This window comes from Proluteimonas luteida, from assembly GCF_021191695.1.
GTDB lineage: Bacteria > Pseudomonadota > Gammaproteobacteria > Xanthomonadales > Xanthomonadaceae > Luteimonas > Luteimonas luteida.
The window spans coordinates 90,635-110,701 of the sequence record NZ_JAIWPT010000003.1 but is presented as its reverse complement, the minus strand read 5'-3'; the positions used below and the strand labels follow the sequence as shown (position 1 = coordinate 110,701).

Genomic DNA, 20,067 nt, shown 5'->3' with positions numbered 1-20,067 from the left:
TCCGGGCACCTTCTCCCGCAAGCAGGAGAAGGACAAACGCAAGAACGCGAACATGACTGACACCCTCGCCCCCAGCTACGACCCCGGTACCTTCGAAGCCCGCCTCTATGCGGAATGGGAGAACAGCGGCGCCTTCAAGCCGCAGGGCGACGGCCCGGCCTATACCATCCTGCTGCCGCCGCCGAACGTCACCGGCACGCTGCACATGGGCCACGCGTTCCAGCACACGCTGCAGGATGCGCTGATCCGCTACCACCGCATGCTCGGCCATCGCACGCTGTGGCAGATGGGCAGCGACCATGCCGGCATCGCGACCGAGATGGTGGTCTCGCGCAACCTCGCGATCGCGGGCAAGGGCGAGACCCGCGACTCGCTGGGCCGCACGGGCTTCATCGAGAAGGTCTGGGAATGGAAGGGCCAGTCCGGCGACACCATCGAGCGCCAGATGCGCCGCCTCGGCACGTCGGGCGACTGGTCGCGCAAGGTCTTCACCATGGACGAAGGCCCGTCGAAGGCGGTGGTCGAGGCGTTCGTGCGCCTGCACGAGGAAGGGCTGATCTACCGCGGCAAGCGCCTGGTCAACTGGGATCCCGTGCTGGATACCGCGATCTCGGACCTCGAGGTCGAGAACCGCGAGGTGCCGGGCCACATGTGGCACTTCAAGTACCCGCTGGCCGGCGGCGAGACCTACGAATACGTCGAGCGCGACGCCGACGGCAATGTCACGCTGCGCGAGACGCGCGACTACATCGCCATCGCCACCACGCGTCCGGAAACGATGCTCGGCGACGGCGCGGTCGCGGTGCATCCGGACGACGCGCGCTACGCGCCGATCGTCGGCAAGCTCTGCGAGATCCCGGTCGGGCCGAAGCAGCACCGCCGCCTGGTGCCGATCATCGCCGACGACTATCCGGATCCGGCGTTCGGGTCCGGCGCGGTGAAGATCACCGGCGCGCACGACTTCAACGACTACGCGGTGGCCGCGCGCAACGGCATTCCGCTGTACGCGCTGATGGACGGCCGCGCGCGGATGCGTGCAGACGGCCTGCCCTACGGGGAGAGCGCGCGCATCGCCGGCGAGATCGCCCGCGGCGAACGCGACGCCGGCGACGTCGGCGCGATCAACCTCGTGCCCGACGAACTGCGCGGCCTGGACCGCTACGAGGCGCGGACGCGCGTGGTCGAGGCGATCATCGCGGACGGTCTCGCGGTGACCGACGCCGACGGCAATCCGCTCATCGAGTCGAAGCCGATCATGCAGCCCTTCGGCGACCGCTCCGGTTCGGTGATCGAGCCCTACCTGACCGACCAGTGGTTCGTCGCGATGGACCAGCTCGGCCGCCGCGGCATGGCGCTGGTCGAAGGCGTCGACGGACAGCCGGGAGCGGTGAAGTTCGTGCCGCCGAACTGGATCAACACCTACCGCCACTGGATGGAGAACATCCAGGACTGGACGATCAGCCGCCAGCTCTGGTGGGGCCATCGCATCCCGGCCTGGTTCGACGATGCCGGCAACATCTTCGTCGGCCGCGACGAAGCCGATGCGCGCGCGCGCGGCGGCCTCGCCGACGACGTGCCGCTGCGCCAGGAGACCGACGTCCTGGAGACCTGGTTCTCGTCCGCGCTGTGGCCGTTCAGCACGCTGGGCTGGCCGGACCCCGACGCGATGCGCGAACGCGGCTTCGACGAATTCCTGCCGACCAGCGTGCTGGTCACGGGCTTCGACATCATCTTCTTCTGGGTCGCGCGCATGATCATGCTGACCGACCGCCTGACCGGCCGCATCCCGTTCCACGACGTCTACATCACCGGCCTGGTGCGCGACAAGGACGGTCAGAAGATGTCCAAGTCGAAGGGCAACGTGCTCGACCCGCTCGACATCATCGACGGCATCAGCATCGACGACCTGGTCGCCAAGCGCACCGCCGGGCTGATGAAGCCCAAGGACGCGCCGAAGATCGAGAAGGCCACGCGCAAGGAGTTCCCGCAGGGCATCGCCGCCCACGGCGCCGACCCGCTGCGCTTCACGATGGCCGCCCTGGCCGGCCCCGGCCGCGACATCAAGTTCGACCTCGGCCGCGCCGAGGGCTACAAGAACTTCTGCAACAAGCTGTGGAATGCGACGCGCTTCGTGCTGATGAACACCGGGGAGTACGCCCATTCCCCGTCGACGGGGGATGGCACGGACGCCCTTCTCCCAGGTGCGCGCAGCGCGGATGCGGGCGCGGCGGCCGGTCGACCGCCGGCGACCGATGCGGAGAAATGGATCCTGTCGCGGCTGGCAAGAACCGCCGACGAGGCGCGTGCGCATTTCGCCAGCTACCGCTTCGACCTGCTGGCGCAGGCCCTGTACGAGTTCGCGTGGAACGAATACTGCGACTGGTTCGTCGAACTGGCCAAGCCTGCGCTGCAGGGGGACGACAGGGCGGCCGCCGACAGCACCCGGCATACCCTGCTCTACGTGCTGGAATCGCTGCTGCGCCTGCTGCATCCGCTGATTCCGTTCGTCACAGAAGAACTGTGGCGCCAGGTCGCGCCACGCCTGGGCATCGACGCCGCCACCATTTCGCTGCAAGCCTATCCGCAGCCCGACAGCGCGCTGGTCGCGCAGTACGCACAGGCCGCGACCGACGTCGAATGGCTGCAGCAGATGGTGACCGCGCTGCGCCGCATCCGCAGCGAACTCGGCGTGCCGCCAGCGAAGCAGATCCCGCTGCTGACGCGATCCACGCATCCCGCCGACGCCGCGCGCGTGCAGCGCTTCGCCTCGCAGTTGCAGTTCCTGTCCCGGCTGTCGGACATCGGCATCCTGGACGGCGACCCGCCGCCGTCGGCGTCGGCACTGGTCGGCGAGCTGGCGCTGTTCGTGCCGCTGGAGGGACTGGTCGACCTGGGCGCCGAGCGCGCACGCCTGGACAAGGAACTCAAGCGCGTCGAGGGCGAACTGGCCAAGAGCACCGCCAAGCTGTCGAACGACACCTTCGTGCAGAACGCGCCGGCCGCGGTCGTCGAGCAGGAGCGGCAGCGCCTGGCCGACTGGACCGCGCAGCGCGATGCGCTGGCGGCGCAACGCGCGCGGCTGTGATGCCTTCGCGCGGTTGCGCGAAGGCCGGGATTCGGGATCGGCGGTTCGAGCCCCGCTCCCGCTTGCGGGGTGACGAGGCACGTTTGCGGGCCATTGGCTGAGCGTCCTCACGGCAACGCGCGGGCCGGGGCGCGGAGCGGGAGTTGCGATGAGGGCGGCGCGTCGCACCCTCGCTCCCCTTAGAATCACGGCATCTCCGCACTGTGGGGCCGCCATGCCCGCTCCCGCCCGCCTTCCCCACGTCGTCGTCATCGGCGGTGGCTTCGCCGGCCTGTGGGCCACGCGCGCACTAGCCGGGGCGCCGGTCCGCATCACCCTGATCGACCGCGGCAACCACCATCTGTTCCAGCCGCTGCTCTACCAGGTGGCGACCGCGGGGCTGTCGGCGCCCGACATCGCCGCACCGCTGCGGCACATCCTGCGCCGGCAGGACAACGTCGAGGTCCGCATGGCGGAAGTGCGCGGCATCGATCCGACGGCCAGGACCGTCGCGCTCGACGACGGGGCGGACGGCGACGGCGCGCGAGAGAACGCCACCACGCTGACGTTCGACTACCTGCTGCTCGCCGCCGGCGCCACCCACGCCTATTTCGGCAACGACCGCTGGGCGCCGTACGCGCCGGGCCTGAAGACGCTGGAGGATGCGCTGCGGCTGCGGCGCCGCCTGCTGACCGCGTTCGAGCGCGCAGAGGCCGAGACCGACCCGGCCCAGCGCGCCGCCTGGCTGAGCTTCGCGATCATCGGCGGCGGCCCCACCGGCGTCGAGCTGGCCGGCACCCTGGCCGAGATCGCCCGGCATACCCTCAAGCGCGAGTTCCGCCACATCGACCCGGCGCAGGCGAAGGTGCGGCTGATCGAGGCCGGCCCGCGGGTGTTGGCCTCGTTCCCCGAGGAACTGTCCGAGAAGGCCCGGCGCCAGCTGCAGAAGCTGGGCGTCGAGGTGCTGACCGGCACCCCCGTGTCCGACATCGACGCCGAGGGCTACCGCCTCGGCGACACCGTGGTCCCGGCGCGGACCGTGGTCTGGGCCGCCGGCGTCGCCGGCTCGCCGCTGGCCGCCTCGCTCGGGGTTCCGCTCGACCGCGCCGGCCGCGTGGCCGTCGAAAGCGACCTCAGCGTGCCCGGCCATCCGGATGTCTTCGTCGCCGGCGACCTCGCCACCATCGAATCCGACGGCCGCCCGGTGCCCGGCGTCGCGCCCGCCGCCAAGCAGATGGGACGGCATGTCGCCAAGGTGATCGCGGGCCGCATGCGCGGCGCCGGCGGCAGCCCGTTCGTCTATCGCGACCACGGCAACCTCGCGACGATCGGGCGCATGGCCGCGGTCGTCGACATCGGCCGGATGCGCCTGTCGGGGGTCGTCGCGTGGTGGTTCTGGCTGCTGGCGCACGTGTTCTTCCTGATCGGCTTCCGCAACCGCCTCGTCGTGCTGCTGAACTGGACCTGGGCCTACTGGAGCTACCAGCGCGCGGCACGCATCATCCTCGGACGCGACAATCCGCCGGACGCGCCCGGCTGACGCGCGACCCGCCCCATCCTTCCCACGACGCGGCAGCGCCCCGCATGCCGCGTCCCGCCCCTGCACCTTCCCGAGCCCCGCACCCGACATGATCGAAGTCTCCAGCGCCAACTTCGCCATCGCCCTGGGCGTCACCACCGCCGCCGGCCTGGCCACCGGGCTCGGCAGCCTGCTGGTGCTGTTCGCCAAACAGCCGAACACGCGCCTGCTCGCGTTCGGCCTCGCGTTCGCGGCCGGCGCGATGGTCTACGTGTCGCTGACCGAGATCCTCGACAAGTCCGTCATCGCCTTCAGCAATGCCTACGGCGACCGGCTCGGCTTCACCTGGGGTACGCTGTCGTTCCTCGCCGGCGTGCTGTTCATCGTGACCATCGACCGGCTGGTGCCCAACCCGCACGAACGCCTGGATGTCGACGACCCGTATTTCCGCGAGCACAACGTCGACTACCTCAAGCGGGTCGGCCTGCTGACGGCACTGGCGATCACCGCGCACAATTTCCCGGAAGGGCTGGCGACGTTCTTCGCCACGCTGGAGAATCCCGGCGTCGGCATGCCGCTGGCCTTCGCGATCGCAATCCACAACGTCCCCGAAGGCATCGCGATCGCGGTGCCGGTGTACTTCGCGACCCGGAACAAGCTGTACGCCTTCGGCGCCTGCCTGCTGTCGGGACTGGCCGAGCCCCTGGGCGCACTGATCGGCTACGCGATCCTGCGGCCGGTCCTGTCCGAACCGGTGTTCGGCGTGCTGTTCGGCCTGATCGCCGGCGTCATGGTGTTCCTGGCCCTCGACGAACTGCTGCCGGCCGCCAAGCGCTACGCCAAGGGCCACGAAACCGTCTACGGCCTGATCAGCGGCATGGCGGTGCTGGCGCTGAGCCTGGTGCTGTTCAAGTGGTGATGGAGATTCACTGCCAGACTGTGCGTACGGCCATCAACTGCATCTGAAAGCCAACCCGTTGTTCCTGAAGGCGGCAACGCCCTTTCCCTTCTCCCGCGTGCGGGAGAAGGTGCCCCGAAGGGGCGGATGAGGGCACAACGTAGTCGCCGGACTCCGATCATCGCGTCCGCACCACGCCCTCACCCCAACCCCTCTCCCGCACGCGGGAGAGGGGCTCAAGCCCAGCCGCCGGAAATGTCAAACCCTTGCCGTCCCCCGGCAAAGCCGGGGCCAGGGCATTAGAAATGGTGTCCTGACCGGCAACAGTGCGACGTCCGCCCATGGGTGGGAAACAAATGCCTCGCCATCAATGGAAACGGCCCGCTTGCGCGGGCCGTTTGCGTAGTGAAGCGGTTGCCAGGCCGGGTCAGGCCGCGAGCAGCGCCTTCATCTTCTTCATCGCGTTGGCCTCGACCTGGCGGATGCGCTCGGCGGACACGCCGTACTCGTCGGCCAGCTCCTGCAGCGTCACCTTGTGCTCGTCGTCGAGCCAGCGGCGACGGATGATGTCGCGCGAGCGGTCGTCGAGCGAAGCCATGCCCTCGCGCAGCAGTTCCAGCTGGCTGTCCTGGCTGTCGCTGCGCTCGTAGGCCTGTGCGGGGTCCTCGTCCTGCGCGACCAGGTAGGCGACCGGCGCCGGCGGCGCGTTGTCGTCGTCCTCGCCCGCGGGCGCATCGAAACCGATGTCGCGGCCGGACAGGCGCGATTCCATCTCCAGCACCTCGCGCTCGGAGACGTTCAGGTCGGCCGCGACCGCCTTGACCTCGGCGGCGTTGAGCCAGCCCAGGCGCGTCTTGGACTTGCGCAGGTTGAAGAACAGCTTGCGCTGCGCCTTGGTCGTGGCGACCTTGACGATGCGCCAGTTCTTCAGGATGAACTCGTGCATCTCGGCACGGATCCAGTGCACCGCGAAGCTGACCAGCCGGACGCCGACGTCGGGGTCGAAGCGCTTCACCGCCTTCATCAGGCCGATGTTGCCCTCCTGCACCAGATCGCCGAGCGGCAGGCCGTAGCCGTTGTAGCCACGCGCGACGTGCACCACGAAACGCAGGTGCGAATGCACCAGCTCGCGGGCGGCGTCGAGATCCTCGTTGTCGCGGTAGCGCTTGGCCAGTGCCTGCTCGTCCTCGGCCGACAGCACCGGAATCTGGTGCACGGCGGAGACATAGGCCTCCAGGGAGCCCAGCGGGCTGGGGATCGGCAGGCTGTTGGCAACCAAAGCGTGGGTCATCGTGTGCGTGCTCATGTCAGGGATGTTAGCAGTCGAAGTATCAGACTGCTAAGTGGCGGGAAAGTTCCCGGATCGTTCCATCTCCGTGACAAACGAGACAAGAGCAGCCCGGTTGCATCAGAAATCACCCCAATTCAGGTCCCGGCACCGGATCCAGTCGACAGGACCGCGTCTCCGGGCGGGTACGAGGGCGATGATGGCGCAGGCCCCGCGAACTCCGGATGAAAATCCGGTCCGTCGCTGCCCTCCGTTCAGTTCCCGCCGGTCGCGGCGCGCACGAGCGCCCGCGCCGCCTCCAGGTCCTCCGAGGGCGGCACCATGCGGGCGCGGCGGTCCAGGGTCCGGTCCAGCCCCAACAGCAGCAGCGTGGCATGCGCCTGCTGCAGGCCGGCGACGGTGCCGGCCGCCAGCAGGCCCGCGTCGCCAGCCGCCGCCAGCAGACCCGCCGTGGCCCGCGGCTGCAGCAGCGCCGGATGGCGCGCGGCCTCGCGCAGCACGAGCTCCTGCAGCAGGAACTCCAGGTCGACCAGGCCGCCCTCGCCCTGCTTCAGGTCGAACATCGCGTCGGTGCTGCGATCGAGCTCGGCACGCATGCGCCGGCGCATCGCCACGACGTCTTCGTGCAGCTGGCCGGGATCGCGGGGCGTGCACAGGGTCCGGCTGCGGACGCGCTCGAAGTCGTCGGCCATCGCGGCATCGCCGGCGACGAAGCGCGCCCGCACCAGCGCCTGGTGTTCCCAGGTCCAGGCACGCGCGCGCTGGTAGTCGGCGTAGCTGGCCAGCGACGACACCAGCATGCCCTTGCCGCCGTCCGGGCGCAGGCGCACGTCGACGTCGTACAGGCGCCCGCCGCCGGTGACCGAGCCCAGCAGCGAGACCACCTTCTGGGTCAGCCGCGCGGCCCAGCGCTGCGCATCGAGCGGCCGCGCGCCTTCGGACTGCGCATCGGCCGGCGCGTCGTACAGGAACACCAGGTCGAGGTCGGAGCCGAAGCCGAGCTCCTCGCCACCGAGGCTGCCGTAGCCGATGATCGCGAAACGCGCGCCGGGCAGCGCACCATGCGCGGCGGTCATCTCGCGCAGCGCCAGCGTCAACACCACGTCGACCACCGCATCGGCCAGCCAGGCGAGCTGGCGCGTCGCCTCGCCGCCGCTGATGCGCCGGTCGAGGGTCGCCAGGGCGACCCGGAAGCTCAGCTGCTGGCGGGTCTCGTTGAGCGCCAGCAGCGCGGCTTCCAGGTCGGGTTGCTGCAATGCGCGCGCGCAGGCCGCGTCGACCTGGTCGTGTTGCGGCAACGGGCCCTCGATCCGCACGTCGAGCAGTTCGTCGAGCAGCAGCGGATGCGCGGCGAGACGCTCGGCCAGGAACGCGCTGCGCGTGACCACGTCGACCAGCCGCGCCAGCGCCGCGGGCTGTTCGTCGAGCAGCGCCAGATAGCTGGCCCGCCGCAGGATGTTGTGCAGCAGCGCCAGCAGCCGACGGATCGCCTGCAGCGGGCGATCCGCGGGCGCGGAAGCCTGCAGCAGCACCGGCATCAGCCGGTCGAGCCGGGCGCGCGCGCCGTCCGACAGCTCGCGCACGCTGGGCGAGCGCGCGAAATCGCGCAGCGCCGCATCGACGTTCGCGGCATCGGCGAAACCGGCCGCTTCCAGTACCGCGCGCTCGCCGTGCGCCGGCAGCGCGCGCCAGTAGCCGGACAGGTCGCTGTCGACCTCGGGCGCGCGCGTGCGCTGGGCCAGCAATGCATCGAACTCCTGCGAGACGACGCCACGCTGCACCTGCAGCGCCGCGGCCAGCGCGTCCCAGTCGCGGTATCCCAGGCCGGTCGCGATGCGCAGCCGGTCCAGCGGCGCCTGCGGCAACACATGCGTCTGCGCGTCGCGCAGCATCTGCAGGCGGTTCTCCAGCCGCCGCAGGAAGCGGTAGGCCTCGCCCAGCCGCGACAATGTCTCGGCGGGAAGCTGCCCGGCCAGGTACAGCGCGTTCAGCGCCGGCAGCAGGCGGCGCTCGCGCAGCGCCGGTTCCCGGCCGCCGCGGATCAGCTGCAGCGCCTGGGCGAGGAACTCGATCTCGCGGATGCCGCCGGGGCCGCGCTTGATGTCGTCGGCCAGCTCCCTGCGCGCGACCTCGGCGGCGATCATCGCCTTCATCTGCCGCAGGCCGTCGAGCGCGCCGAAATCGATGTAGCGCCGATAGACGAATGGGCGCAGCGTCGCGAGGAAGCGTTCGCCCGCGGCGATGTCGCCGGCGACCGGACGCGCCTTCTGCCAGGCATAGCGTTCCCAGTCGCGGCCCTCGCGCTGGAAATACAGCTCCAGCGCGGAGAAGCCCAGCGCGATGCGGCCGGCGCTGCCGAACGGCCGCAGGCGCAGGTCGACGCGATGGCTGAAGCCGTCGGCGGTGGTCTCGTCGAGCAGCTTCGCCAGCTGCTGGCCGAGCCGGGTGAAATAGTCCTCGGCGGCCAGCGCACGCGCGCCGTCGCTGTCGCCGTCGGACTCAAACGCGTAGACCAGGTCGATGTCGGAACTGAAGTTCAGCTCGCCGCCGCCGAGCTTGCCGAGGCCGAACACCACCAGGCGCACCGGATTGCCACCGGCATCGCGCACCACGCCATGGCGCCGCGCGAATTCAGCCTCCAGCGCATCGAGCGCGAGCCGCAGACAGGTCTCGGCCAGCCGCGTGGTGCCGGCCAGCGTGGCATCGACGTCGTCGAGGCCGGAGACGTCGCGCCAGATCAGGCGGGTCGAGGCGGCGGCGCGATAGCGACGCAGCAGCGCCGGCCAGTCGCCGCGGTTGTCGGCATCCAGTCCCGGCAACGGCAGCTCGGCATCGCCATCGTCGGCCAGCAGCCGCGCCAGCAGGTCCGGCTGGCGCGACAGCGTCCCGATGGCGAAATCGCTGACGACGGCGATGCGCGCCAGGCGCGCGGCGGCATCCGCAGACACGTCGCCGAGACGCGCCAGTGCGCGCGCGACGTGCGCATCGAGCGCGGCGGAAATCGGGGCGTCGTCCATCCCGCGATTGTGACATCGCACCGCGTCGGGGATGGGCTCCAAAGGGTCCCCTGCAACGTCAGCGCCCCGATCCTGCGTAGGGCGGCCCTGCGCGGCCGACCTGCGCGGCGTCCGGGTTGGCGCGATGTCGGAGCTCCGGCCGATGCAGCGTGGCCGGAAGTCCCGGCGTCGGGGGCGTTGCCCCGACCTACGCCGGGAGAACCGGGGAGCCGGAGAAGAGGCATTAAAAAAGCCCGCTTCCGGCGAACCGGTTACGGGCTTGCTCCCTCCCCCACGTCGGGTGCAGGGCGATAGTGGAAGAACCGTTCGCCATGTGCACGCTGCACTGCAAAACGATACCCGCGGGTTTACAAACGGCGGCGTACGGAAACCCGCAACAGGGGTTCAGGGACGCGGACGGCGGCCGAGGTCGCGCAGGATCTCGCGCGCGGCATTGCGGCCTGGCAGGCCGGTGACGCCGCCGCCGGGATGGGTCCCCGAGCCGCACAGGTACAGGCCGCCCAGCGCGCCGCGATAGTTGCCCTGGCCGAGCAGCGGCCGTGCGCTGAACAGCTGGTCGGCGCCCAGCGCGCCGTGGAAGATGTCGCCGCCGACCAGGCCGAAGCGGCGCTCCAGGTCCAGCGGCGTCAGCGCCTCGTACCCGAGCACGCTGCGCGCGAAGTTCGGCGCATGTGCATCGACGGTGTCGATCATCAGTTTCGCCACGGTGTCGCGATGTGCGTCCCAGCCGCCGGCCTCGTCCGGCATCCGCGGATTGACGTGCTGGCAGAACAGGCTGGCGACATGCGCGCCCGGCGGCGCGGTGGCGCTGTCGACAAGGGTGTCGTCGAGCGTCGAGGAGATCACCAGTTCGACGATCGGCGCGCGCGCCCAGCCGGGATTGTGTTCGCGCGATTTCGCGTCGAAGTACGCGCGCTCGAAATAGTCCAGCGACGGGCCGACGAGGATGCCGCTCTGGTGGTGCGGCTGCAGTGCGGTGCCCGGTGCCGCGGTGAAATCCGGCAGTTCCGACAGCGCGACGTTCATGCGGAACGTGCCCGAGCCGCAGCGGTAGCGGTCGATGCGCGCGGCGGTGTCGTCGTCGAGGTGTTCGCGCGGCACCAGCCGCTGGTACAGCAGCTTCGGATTGAGGTTCGACGCCACCGCGCCGGCGCGCAGTTCGCGGCCGTCCTCCAGCGCGACGCCGACCGCGCGGCCATCCTCGACCAGCACCTGCGCGACGCCGGCACCGGTCTCGATCGCCACGCCGCGTGCCCGGCATTCGGCCGCGATCGCATCGCTGATCGCGCCCATGCCGCCGATCGCATGGCCCCAGGCGCCGGCCTTGCCGTTGATCTCGCCGAACACGTGGTGCAGCAGCACGTACGCCGATCCCGGCGTGTACGGGCTGGCGAAATTGCCGACCACCGCATCCCAGCCCAGCGCGGCCTTCAGCGGCGCGGACTCGAACCAGCTGTCGAGCAGGTCGCCGGCGGATCGGGTGAACAGCTCGAGCAGGTCGCGACGGCCGCGCATGTCCAGCGCGCGCAGCTCGCGCGCGACCGCCCATGAGTTCAGCCAGTCGGCCAGCACGAAGCCGTCGCTGACGTTCGGCGGCGTGCGGTGCATCAGCGCGCGCAGCACCGCGACGACGCGGTCGAGCATCGCGGTGTAGTCCGGCAGGCGCGCGGCGTCGCGACGCGACCAGCGCGCGACTTCCTCGAGCCCGTGCGCGCCGCCGAGCCGGAACGCCCGGCCGTCGGGCAGCGGCAGGAAATTGGACAGCGGACGCTCGACCACGCGCAGGCCGTGCCGCGCCAGCCGCAGCTCGGCGATCACCCGTGGATTCAGCAGGCTGACGGTGTAGCTGGCGACCGAATTGCGGAAACCGGGATGGAATTCCTCGGTGACCGCGGCGCCGCCGACGATCGGGCGCCGCTCCAGTACCCGCACCTGCAGGCCCGCTGCGGCGAGATAGGCCGCGCACACCAGGCCGTTGTGGCCGCCGCCGACGACCAGCACGTCGCAGTCGCGGCGGCCGCCGCTCATGCCGGCGTGCGCAGCATCGACTGCACCAGATCCGCGAGCGCCGCGGCCGCCTGCGGCCGGCCCAGCGCCGCGGCGGCGCGTGCCGCGTCCGGCAGCAGCGTCGGCGAGGCGAACGCGTCGGCCAGCAGGGCGGCCAGGTGCGCCGGCGTCAGTTCCGCCTCCGGCACGCACCAGCCGACCCCGGCCGCGGCCAGCGTGCGCGCGTTGCGCAGCTGCTCCTCGCGCGAGCCGCCCTGCGGGATCGGCACCAGGACCGCGGGGCGGCCGACGGTCAGCAGGTCGGCGGCCGTGGTCGCGCCGCCGCGGGTGATCACCAGGTGCGCGTCGCGCAGCCGCGCGCCCATGTCGTCGAAGAACGGGCGCACCTCGGCCTCGATGCCGTGCGCGCGCAGCGAGGCCGCGATCTCCGCGGCGGCGTCGCCCTTGTACTGCAGCGACACCCGCAGGCGCCGGCGGATCGATTCGGGCAACTGCAGCAGTGCCGGCGGCACGACCTCGCCGAACACCCGCGCGCTCTGGCTGCCGCCGACCACGAGCAGGTGCAGCGGCGTGTCCGGGCCGAAGGCCGGATAGCTGCCGCGCGCGTCGAGGATCGCGCCGCGCACCGGATTGCCGGTCTCGACCACGCGCGCGGGATCGAAGCCGTCGAGACCGGCCACTTCGGGGAACGACGTCGCCACCCGGTCGGCGAAGCGCAGCAGCCGGCGATTGGCCATGCTCAGGCGCGCGCCCTGCTCGTGCAGCAGCAAGGGACAGCCGAGGCTCTTGGCCGCCAGCGCCGGCGCGAAGCTGGGATAGCCGCCGAAACCGACCAGCAGGCGCACGCCGCGGCGGCGCATGTCGGCGCGTGCCTGGCGCGCGGCACGGACGATCGTCCAGCCCGCGGCCAGCTTGCCGGCAAGGCCGCCTTCGAGACTGCGTGCCGGCAGCACCACGTGGTCGAGGCCGGCCAGCGCCGCGGTATAGGCCGCGCCGCGGCGCTCGGTGTAGATCACCACCGGATGGCCGCGCCGCTGCAGCTCGCGCGCCAGCGCCTCGGCGGGGAACAGGTGCCCGCCGGTGCCGCCGGCGGCGAAGGCGATGGTCGGGAGCGTGGCGGGTGGTGGCATGTTGGCGGGCATCACGGGTCTCGGAACGACAGCCGCGCGCGGGGCTGCCTGCATCGGGGGAGGCGGCCGCGCGAGCTGCGCGCCACGCCAGGCGGAAGCGGTGCAGTGTAAGACGGGACGGTGTGCGTCGCCGCGCGGCCCCGTGTGCCGGTCCGGCCCATGGCGCCAGCCACGGGCGGTGCGCCGCGCCAAGCGAACGCCGCGGCCCGCGGCTGCGCGGCAGGCCGCGGCGCGAACGGCGATAATGGCGGTTTCCCCACACCCCCGGATTTCGCATGTCCGAAGACCGCATCCGCCACGCCGCGCTGCGCGCACGCGTGGTCACGCCCGAGCAGGCGGCCGCGCTGATCCAGCCCGGCCAGACCGTCGCGATGAGTGGTTTCACCGGCTCCGGCTATCCCAAGGCCGTGCCGACCGCGCTGGCCGCGCGCATCGAACGGTCGCACGCCGCCGGCGAAGCGTTCCAGATCCGCCTGCTGACCGGCGCCTCGACCGCGCCCGAACTCGACGGTGCGCTGGCGAAGGTCGACGGCATCGCGCTTCGGCTGCCGTTCCAGAGCGACCCGGACGCGCGCCAGCGCATCAACGACGGCACCCTGCCCTACATCGACGCGCACCTGAGCCACGTCGCCCAGCACGCGTGGTTCGGCTTCTACGGCGACATCGACGTCGCCGTGGTCGAGGCGGCCGCGATCCGCGAGGACGGCGGCATCGTGCCGTCGACCTCGGTCGGCAACAGCAAGACCTGGCTGGACCTGGCGAAGCAGGTGATCGTCGAGGTCAACACCTGGCAGCCGCCGGAGCTGGAGGGCATGCACGACATCTACTACGGCACCGCGCTGCCGCCGCAGCGCCGGCCGATCCCGCTCGAGCACGGCGACGACCGCATCGGCGAGGCCGCGCTGCGCGTCGACCCGGACAAGATCGTCGCGATCGTCCAGACCCATGCGCCGGACCGCAACAGCCCGTTCTCGCCGGCCGACGCCAACAGCGGGCGGATCGCCGGGCACCTGATCGAGTTCCTCAAGCACGAGGTCGCGAAAGGCCGGCTGCCGCCGAACCTGCTGCCGCTGCAGTCGGGCGTGGGCAACATCCCCAACGCGGTGCTGGCGGGGCTGGCGAGCAGCGGCTTCCGCGATCTCGGCGCGTTCACCGAGGTCATCCAGGACGGCATGCTCGACCTGCTGCGCGACGGCGTGCTGCGCTACGCCTCGTGCACCGGCTTCGCGCTGAGCCCGGCCGCGAACGACGCCTTCAAGCGCGACATCGCGCTGTACCGGGACAAGATCATCCTGCGCACGCAGGAGATCTCCAACCATCCGGAACTGGTGCGCCGGCTGGGCTGCATCGGCATGAACGGCATGGTCGAGGTCGACCTGTACGGCAACATCAACTCGACCCACATCATGGGCAGCCGCATGCAGAACGGCATCGGCGGCTCCGGCGACTTCGCCCGCAACGGCTTCCTGTCGATCTTCATGAGCCCCAGCACCGCCCGGGGCGGCAGCATCTCGTCGATCGTGCCGATGGTCAGCCATGTCGACCACACCGAGCACGACGTGTCGATCGTCGTCACCGAGCACGGCCTGGCCGACCTGCGCGGACTGTCGCCCAAGCAGCGCGCGCGGGTGCTGATCGACCGCTGCGCGCATCCCGACTACCGCGACGCGCTGGACGACTATTTCGCCCGCGCCTGCCGCGACAGCTACGGCAAGCACACCCCGCACCTGCTGCCCGAGGCGCTGTCGTGGCACCAGCGCTGGCTCGATACCGGAACGATGCAGGCCGGCGCCGGTGCGGCGCTCACGCCGGCGCCAGCGCGCGCGTCATGAAGGTGCTCCAGGGATTTTCGACGTAGCTGCCGAAGGGCCCGCACGGTGCGAAGTCGAAGCGGGCATAGAGCCGATGTGCCGGTTCGAACGCGGCCGCGGTCCCGGTTTCCAGGCTCAGGCGACGCCAGCCGCGCGCGGTCGCGACGTCGATCGCATGCGCGAGCAGCGCGGCGGCGACGCCCTGGCGCAGATGCGCCGCGTGGGTGCGCATCGACTTGATCTCGCCGTGTCCCTCGCCGAGATCCTTGAGCGCGCCGCAGCCGGCCAGCGCGTCGCCCCGCCAGGCGCACCAGAACGTCAGGTCCGGGGCGCGCAGACCGTCGAGGTCCAGCGCATGGATGCTTCCGGCGGGCGAGTGCCGGCTCATGTCGTGCAGGTGCGCGTGCAGCAGCGCGACCACGCGCGGATCGGTGACGTCGTCGACGCGGATGTCGAGCAGTGGAGGAACCGGCCTGCCGGTCGGGCGGTCGGCGGCCTGCAGCCACGCCAGCTTGCGGGCCCGCGGCTGGCGCTTGAGCTGCCACTCGGCGCGCGAGGCGCTGGCACGATCGGGATAGGCGCGGCTGGCGAGCAGCCGCAGCGGCGGATTGGCGCGCGTGTACCTGGCGCCGCGGCCGGCGGCATGCGCGGCGAAGCGCGCGTCGAGGTCGTTGGTGATGCCCGCGTAGTAGCTGCCGTCACGGCATTCGAGCAGGTACAGGTGCCAGCAGCGCGTCGCGGTCATCGGCCGATTATCCGGCAGCGGCGCCGCGCCATGGAAGCGCTCAGCGGTCCAGCCGCCGGAAGCCGAACAACGCGGCCAGCGGATGGCGTTTGCGTTCGATGCCGGCGCGCAGCAGGCCGGCGCCGAGCATCGAGTAGGTGATGCCGTTGCCGCCGTAGGCCATGGCGAAGTGCACGCGCGGGCCGGAGTCGGGGTGCGGCCCGAAGAACGGCAGCCCGTCGGCGGTCTCGGCGAACGTGCCCGCCCAGGAGAACGCCGGCTGCAGGGCCAGATCCGGCCACAGCCCCTGGACCTTCTTCAGCAGCGTCCGCGCCTTCTTCTCGACCCGCGCATCGCGGCGCGCGGGCACGTCGATGCCGTCGTCCTCGCCGCCCACCAGCAGGCGGCCATCGCCGGTACTGCGCAGGTACAGGTACGGCCGCGCGGATTCCCAGACCAGGGTGTCGGCCAGCGGGCCCAGCGCACCGGGTGCAAGCGGATCGGTGATGAAGGCATAGCTGCTGCGGTTGCGCGCCACGCCGGCTTTGAGCCAGCGCTGGTTGGCGTAGCCGGCCGCCAGCACCACGTGCCGGGCACGCAGCTGCAGCCCGTCGACGGTCTCCAGCGTCACCCCGCGCGCCGTGGCCTGGATCGCATCGATCGTGGTGCGGTCGAACACCGCGGTGCCGCGCTTCTCCAGCCGCATCAGCAGCCGGTAGGCGAACCGGTAGGGATCGACCCGTGCGCCGAGCCTGCTGAGCAGCGCGGCCGGCGCGTCGAAGCCGAAGCGCTCGCGCACCGCCGCGTGCGGCAACCAGGCGATGTCGAAGCCGTGGCGCACGCGCGCCTCGAACTCCGCGCGCAGCACCGGCACGTCGCGGCGCCGGCTGGCGTAGTACAGGCTCGGGTTGCGCGCGAAGTCGACGTCGCGCACCTCGCGCGCCTTGTCGTGGAGCATGCCGATCGCGTCCGCGCAGGCGCGGTAGGCGAGCGCCGCGTCGTCCTCGCCGTAGCGCTTCGCCAGATCGATCAGGTGGGTGTCGATCTCGTACTGCAGCAGCGCGGTGCTGGCGGCGGTGCTGCCCCAGCCGACGTCGCGCTGTTCGACGACGGCGACGTCGTGGCCATGGCCGGCCAGCTCGTCGGCGATCAGCGCACCGGTGATGCCGCCGCCGACCACGACCACGTCGCAGCGGTGGTCGGCGTCGAGCGCCGGAAACGCATGCATCAGGCCGTTGTCGACCGCCCAGTATGGATAGCCGCTCTTGAGATCCATGGCATCGCCATCGGGAAAAGACGGCGCAGCCTAGCCCGGCCGGCGTGAGCGCGGCGCCGACGGCCAGTTGGTGGAACGGAGTCCGCTGCGCTCTACACTGCGCGGCTCCACTTGCCGTCTCCGCCATCGATGTCCGAATCCGCCGTTTCCCCGCCACTGCCGCCACACGACTGGGACGTGATCGTGCTGGGCGCCGGCGCCGCCGGGCTGATGGCGGCGATCGCGGCGGGCCGGCGCGGCCGCCGCGTGCTGGTGCTCGACCACGCCAACAAGGTCGGCAAGAAGATCCTGATGTCCGGCGGCGGGCACTGCAATTTCACCAATACCGGCACCACGCCGGCGCAGTACCTGTCGGCCAACCCGCATTTCTGCAAGTCCGCCCTGGCCCGGTACGTCCCGCAGGACTTCATCGACCTCGTCGACCGCCACGGCATCGCCTGGCACGAGAAGGAGCTGGGTCAGCTGTTCTGCGATGGATCGTCGAAGCAGATCGTGCAGCTGCTGCTGGACGAAGCCGACGGTGCCGGCGTGCGGGTGCGCACGCACTGCACGGTGCAACTACCTCGGCGGATCGACGACGGCTTCGTGCTCGACACCGCGGCCGGCTGGCTGCACTGCGCATCGCTGGTGGTCGCCACCGGCGGGCTGTCGATCCCGAGCATGGGTGCGACCGGCTTCGGCTACGACATCGCCGGCGCATTCGGCCATGCGCTGCTGCCGACGCGCGCCGGGCTGGTCCCGCTGACCCTCAGCGGCAAGCACCAGGAACGCCTGGCGGCGCTGTCGGGCGTGGCCGTGGACGTCGAGGCCAGCTGCAACGGCGCGTCTTTCCGCAACCGCATGCTGATCACCCACCGCGGCCTCAGCGGACCGGCGATCCTGCAGATCTCCTCGTACTGGCAGCCCGGCGACGACCTGCGGCTGGACCTGCTGCCCGGCCGCGACGCGCTGGCCTGGCTGCAGGCACAGCAGGCCGAGCGCCCCGGCACCGAGCTGAAGAACGTGCTGGCCGAGCTGATGCCGCGCCGCTTCGCCCAGCGGCTGTGCGAGGTGTGGCTGCCGAACCGGCCGATGCGGCAGTACACGCCGCCGCAGCTGCACGACACCGCGGCGCTGCTGCAGGCCTGGCCACTGGTCGCCAGCGGCACCGAGGGCTACCGCACCGCCGAGGTCACGCTCGGTGGCGTCGACACCGACGGGGTGTCGTCGCGGACGATGGCGTCGCGGCAGGTGCCAGGCCTGTACTTCGTCGGCGAGGTGCTCGACGTCACCGGCTGGCTCGGCGGCTACAACTTCCAGTGGGCCTGGGCCTCGGGCATGGCGGCGGGTTCCGCCGCGTGACCCCGACCCGCCATTCCGCCGCCGGCGCCTTCAGGCCGCCCGTGCCGCGGCCCGCGACCGGCGCGCACGGACCGCGTCCGCCAGCCGCCCGAGCACGCCCACGGTCGTCGCCCAGTCGATGCAGCCGTCGGTGATGCTCTGCCCGTAGACCAGGGCCTTGCCGGGCACCAGCGCCTGCTTGCCGGCAACCAGGTGGCTCTCGATCATCACCCCGGAGATCCGCGTCTCGCCGCCCTCGATCTGCCCGGCGATGTCGTCGACCACATGCGGCTGCCTGTCCGGGTTCTTGCCGCTGTTGGCATGGCTGGCGTCGATCATCACCACGCCGCGCCGGCCGCTGCCTTCGAGCAGCCGCGCGGCGGCATCGACGCTGGCCGCGTCGTAGTTCGGCGTCGCGCCGCCGCGCAGGATGACGTGGCAATCAGGGTTGCCGGCGGTCGTGGCGATCGCGCTGCGGCCGTCCTTGGTGACGGCGAGGAAATGGTGCGGATGCGAGGCCGCGCCGACCGCGTCGACGGCGATGCGCACGTCGCCGCCGGTGCCGTTCTTGAACCCGACCGGGCACGACAGCCCCGACGCCATCTCGCGGTGCACCTGGCTCTCGGTGGTGCGCGCGCCGATCGCGCCCCAGGCCACCAGGTCGGCGATGTACTGCGGGCTGATGATGTCGAGGAACTCCACGCCCGCCGGCAGCCCGAGCGCGTTGATGTCGCGCAGCAGGCCGCGCGCAAGGCGCAGTCCCTTGTCGATGCGGAAGCTGCCGTCGAGGTCCGGGTCGTTGATCAGGCCCTTCCAGCCGACCGTGGTGCGCGGCTTCTCGAAATACACCCGCATCACCAGTTCCAGCGCATCGCCGAGGGCATCGCGCAGCGGCCGCAGGCGCCGCGCGTAGTCCATCGCCGCGGCAGGATCGTGGATCGAACACGGCCCGACGACGACCACCAGCCGGTCGTCGCCGCCATGCAGGATCGCGTGGCAGGCTGCGCGCGCGCCGGCGACGGTGGTGGAGGCGACGTCGTCGCAGGGCAGTTCGGCCAGCAGCTGCGCCGGCGGCGTCAGCGGTTGCAGTGCGCGGATGCGCAGATCGTCGGTATCGGGTGGCATGCAAGGGTCTCGTGGGGAGGTCGGGGACAGGCAGAAACGAAAAAAGCCGCCAGGGTCTCTGGCGGCTTCCGGGATGCGTGTGTCTGGAACGTCAACTCGCGCGCATGCCTTCCTCCGCCGGGGGCTTCGGAAATCGTGCATACCAGTACGAGCGGGCGCGAGAAGCAGTCATGGCCGACTTGATAGCACGCCATGGCGCGGATGCCTAATGTTTCATCTGCGACCAAACCGCGGCGCGGGTATCAGGCGGTGCGGCGGCCCTGGCCGGATCTCATCCCCGGGTGAAGAACAGCAGGTAGACGAAACGTGCATTCTCCATCGTGTCTCCGAACGCCTCGCCCGCGCTGTGCCACATCCACGGCCGCAGCAGCACCAGCCGGTTGAAGCGCATCGGCACGCGCATGGTCATCTCCCACTTCGACGCGTCGTTGCTGTCGCGCGCGATCACCTCGCGCTCCACGGCGTCGTAGCTGTCGAGGCCCATCGCCGCGAGTTCGGCGGCATTGGTCGGCGCATGGTCGGTACCGGTGGGGAGGTGGCGGAAGAACTCGGTACCGCCACGGCAATCCTCCGGACGGCTGAGATAGAGGATCCCCGACCACTCGACGGGCCCGTCGATATGCACGCGTCCCCTGCCGACGTCGGCCGCCCGGGTGATGCGGAACTTCGCATGCGAGTGCAGCGGCTCGATCGGCCGCAGCTGCTCGCCGACCAGGTGCGACACCGCCGGCACGATCCCGGGGATATGGATGCGTTCGAGCGAATTTCGGCCGGGAAACGCGCCCTCCTGCTCCGGGTAGGTCAGCCCCAGACCGGCGTTGCGCAGCGACGTCGCATCGCGCGCGGAAAGGAAGTCGTCGACGACGAGCAACGAGGTTCTCATGCAGC

General features: G+C 71.1%; 12 protein-coding genes and 2 pseudogenes. 5 read left to right on the top strand and 9 right to left on the bottom strand.

What is annotated here, in order from left to right:
* Positions 1–52 precede the first annotated feature (52 nt).
* The 3 genes from LDO26_RS03995 (at position 53) to zupT (ending at position 5,502) form a co-directional block, all read left to right on the top strand.
* Positions 53–3,085: a valine--tRNA ligase gene (locus tag LDO26_RS03995; protein WP_232129789.1), complete on the top strand. Its 3,033-nt coding sequence runs from the start codon at positions 53–55 to the stop codon at positions 3,083–3,085.
* A gap of 214 nt (positions 3,086–3,299) precedes the next feature.
* Complete coding sequence (locus LDO26_RS03990) at positions 3,300–4,604, top strand: NAD(P)/FAD-dependent oxidoreductase (protein ID WP_232129788.1); 1,305 nt, start codon at positions 3,300–3,302, stop codon at positions 4,602–4,604.
* Between the two features lie 88 nt (positions 4,605–4,692).
* On the top strand, positions 4,693–5,502 hold the full coding sequence (gene zupT / locus LDO26_RS03985) for a zinc transporter ZupT (RefSeq protein WP_232129787.1): 810 nt from the start codon (positions 4,693–4,695) through the stop codon (positions 5,500–5,502).
* A gap of 406 nt (positions 5,503–5,908) precedes the next feature.
* Here zupT and rpoH read toward each other — a convergent pair whose 3' ends face one another.
* From rpoH to LDO26_RS03965, 4 genes are all read right to left on the bottom strand, one after another.
* Positions 5,909–6,787, bottom strand: coding sequence for an RNA polymerase sigma factor RpoH (gene rpoH, locus LDO26_RS03980; RefSeq protein ID WP_232129786.1), 879 nt, complete (start codon positions 6,785–6,787; stop codon positions 5,909–5,911).
* A 236-nt stretch (positions 6,788–7,023) separates the two neighbouring features.
* On the bottom strand, positions 7,024–9,786 hold the full coding sequence (gene glnE, locus LDO26_RS03975; RefSeq protein WP_232129785.1) for a bifunctional [glutamate--ammonia ligase]-adenylyl-L-tyrosine phosphorylase/[glutamate--ammonia-ligase] adenylyltransferase: 2,763 nt from the start codon (positions 9,784–9,786) through the stop codon (positions 7,024–7,026).
* A gap of 384 nt (positions 9,787–10,170) precedes the next feature.
* On the bottom strand, positions 10,171–11,814 hold the full coding sequence (locus LDO26_RS03970) for a phytoene desaturase family protein (RefSeq protein WP_232129784.1): 1,644 nt from the start codon (positions 11,812–11,814) through the stop codon (positions 10,171–10,173).
* Entirely contained in the window at positions 11,811–12,935 is a 1,125-nt protein-coding gene (locus tag LDO26_RS03965; protein ID WP_232129783.1) for a UDP-N-acetylglucosamine--N-acetylmuramyl-(pentapeptide) pyrophosphoryl-undecaprenol N-acetylglucosamine transferase, read from the bottom strand. The genes LDO26_RS03970 and LDO26_RS03965 overlap by 4 nt, the downstream gene beginning before the upstream one ends.
* 263 nt (positions 12,936–13,198) lie before the next feature.
* Between LDO26_RS03965 and scpC the strand changes: the two genes are divergently transcribed.
* A complete protein-coding gene (scpC, locus tag LDO26_RS03960) occupies positions 13,199–14,755 on the top strand; it encodes a succinyl-CoA:acetate CoA-transferase ScpC (RefSeq protein WP_232129782.1) in 1,557 nt (518 codons plus the stop codon).
* Here the strand turns inward: scpC and LDO26_RS03955 are convergent.
* The 3 genes and pseudogenes from LDO26_RS03955 to LDO26_RS03945 form a co-directional block, all read right to left on the bottom strand.
* A pseudogene (locus LDO26_RS03955) lies at positions 14,727–15,071 on the bottom strand (GNAT family N-acetyltransferase); the annotation flags it as partial. The gene scpC and the pseudogene LDO26_RS03955 sit on opposite strands and share 29 nt — an antisense overlap.
* Before the next feature lie 120 nt (positions 15,072–15,191).
* Positions 15,192–15,479, bottom strand: a pseudogene (locus LDO26_RS03950) (GIY-YIG nuclease family protein); the annotation flags it as partial.
* Between the two features lie 40 nt (positions 15,480–15,519).
* The gene (locus LDO26_RS03945; protein WP_232129781.1) at positions 15,520–16,734 is read right to left on the bottom strand and encodes an NAD(P)/FAD-dependent oxidoreductase; all 1,215 of its coding nucleotides are present in this window, start codon (positions 16,732–16,734) and stop codon (positions 15,520–15,522) included.
* 129 nt (positions 16,735–16,863) lie between these two features.
* Here LDO26_RS03945 and LDO26_RS03940 point away from each other — a divergent pair, with 129 nt between their 5' ends.
* Positions 16,864–18,075, top strand: a complete 1,212-nt coding sequence (locus tag LDO26_RS03940; RefSeq protein ID WP_232129780.1) for a BaiN/RdsA family NAD(P)/FAD-dependent oxidoreductase — start codon at positions 16,864–16,866, stop codon at positions 18,073–18,075.
* Positions 18,076–18,105: 30 nt separating this feature from the next.
* Here the strand turns inward: LDO26_RS03940 and LDO26_RS03935 are convergent, their stop codons facing one another.
* Positions 18,106–19,179, bottom strand: coding sequence for a 3-deoxy-7-phosphoheptulonate synthase (locus LDO26_RS03935; protein WP_232129779.1), 1,074 nt, complete (start codon positions 19,177–19,179; stop codon positions 18,106–18,108).
* A gap of 271 nt (positions 19,180–19,450) precedes the next feature.
* Positions 19,451–20,062, bottom strand: a complete 612-nt coding sequence (locus LDO26_RS03930) for a DUF6445 family protein (protein WP_232129778.1) — start codon at positions 20,060–20,062, stop codon at positions 19,451–19,453.
* Positions 20,063–20,067 lie beyond the last annotated feature (5 nt).

Excerpts from the sequence above, each read along its gene's own strand:
- LDO26_RS03970 (WP_232129784.1), bottom strand. The coding sequence starts at position 11,814 with ATGAGCGGCGGCCGCCGCGACTGCGACGTGCTGGTCGTCGGCGGCGGC.
- LDO26_RS03965 (WP_232129783.1), bottom strand. The coding sequence starts at position 12,935 with ATGCCCGCCAACATGCCACCACCCGCCACGCTCCCGACCATCGCCTTC.
- glnE (WP_232129785.1), bottom strand. The coding sequence starts at position 9,786 with ATGGACGACGCCCCGATTTCCGCCGCGCTCGATGCGCACGTCGCGCGC.
- scpC (WP_232129782.1), top strand. The coding sequence starts at position 13,199 with ATGTCCGAAGACCGCATCCGCCACGCCGCGCTGCGCGCACGCGTGGTC.
- rpoH (WP_232129786.1), bottom strand. The coding sequence starts at position 6,787 with ATGAGCACGCACACGATGACCCACGCTTTGGTTGCCAACAGCCTGCCG.
- zupT (WP_232129787.1), top strand. The coding sequence starts at position 4,693 with ATGATCGAAGTCTCCAGCGCCAACTTCGCCATCGCCCTGGGCGTCACC.
- LDO26_RS03935 (WP_232129779.1), bottom strand. The coding sequence starts at position 19,179 with ATGCCACCCGATACCGACGATCTGCGCATCCGCGCACTGCAACCGCTG.
- LDO26_RS03930 (WP_232129778.1), bottom strand. The coding sequence starts at position 20,062 with ATGAGAACCTCGTTGCTCGTCGTCGACGACTTCCTTTCCGCGCGCGAT.
- LDO26_RS03940 (WP_232129780.1), top strand. The coding sequence starts at position 16,864 with ATGTCCGAATCCGCCGTTTCCCCGCCACTGCCGCCACACGACTGGGAC.
- LDO26_RS03990 (WP_232129788.1), top strand. The coding sequence starts at position 3,300 with ATGCCCGCTCCCGCCCGCCTTCCCCACGTCGTCGTCATCGGCGGTGGC.
- LDO26_RS03995 (WP_232129789.1), top strand. The coding sequence starts at position 53 with ATGACTGACACCCTCGCCCCCAGCTACGACCCCGGTACCTTCGAAGCC.
- LDO26_RS03945 (WP_232129781.1), bottom strand. The coding sequence starts at position 16,734 with ATGGATCTCAAGAGCGGCTATCCATACTGGGCGGTCGACAACGGCCTG.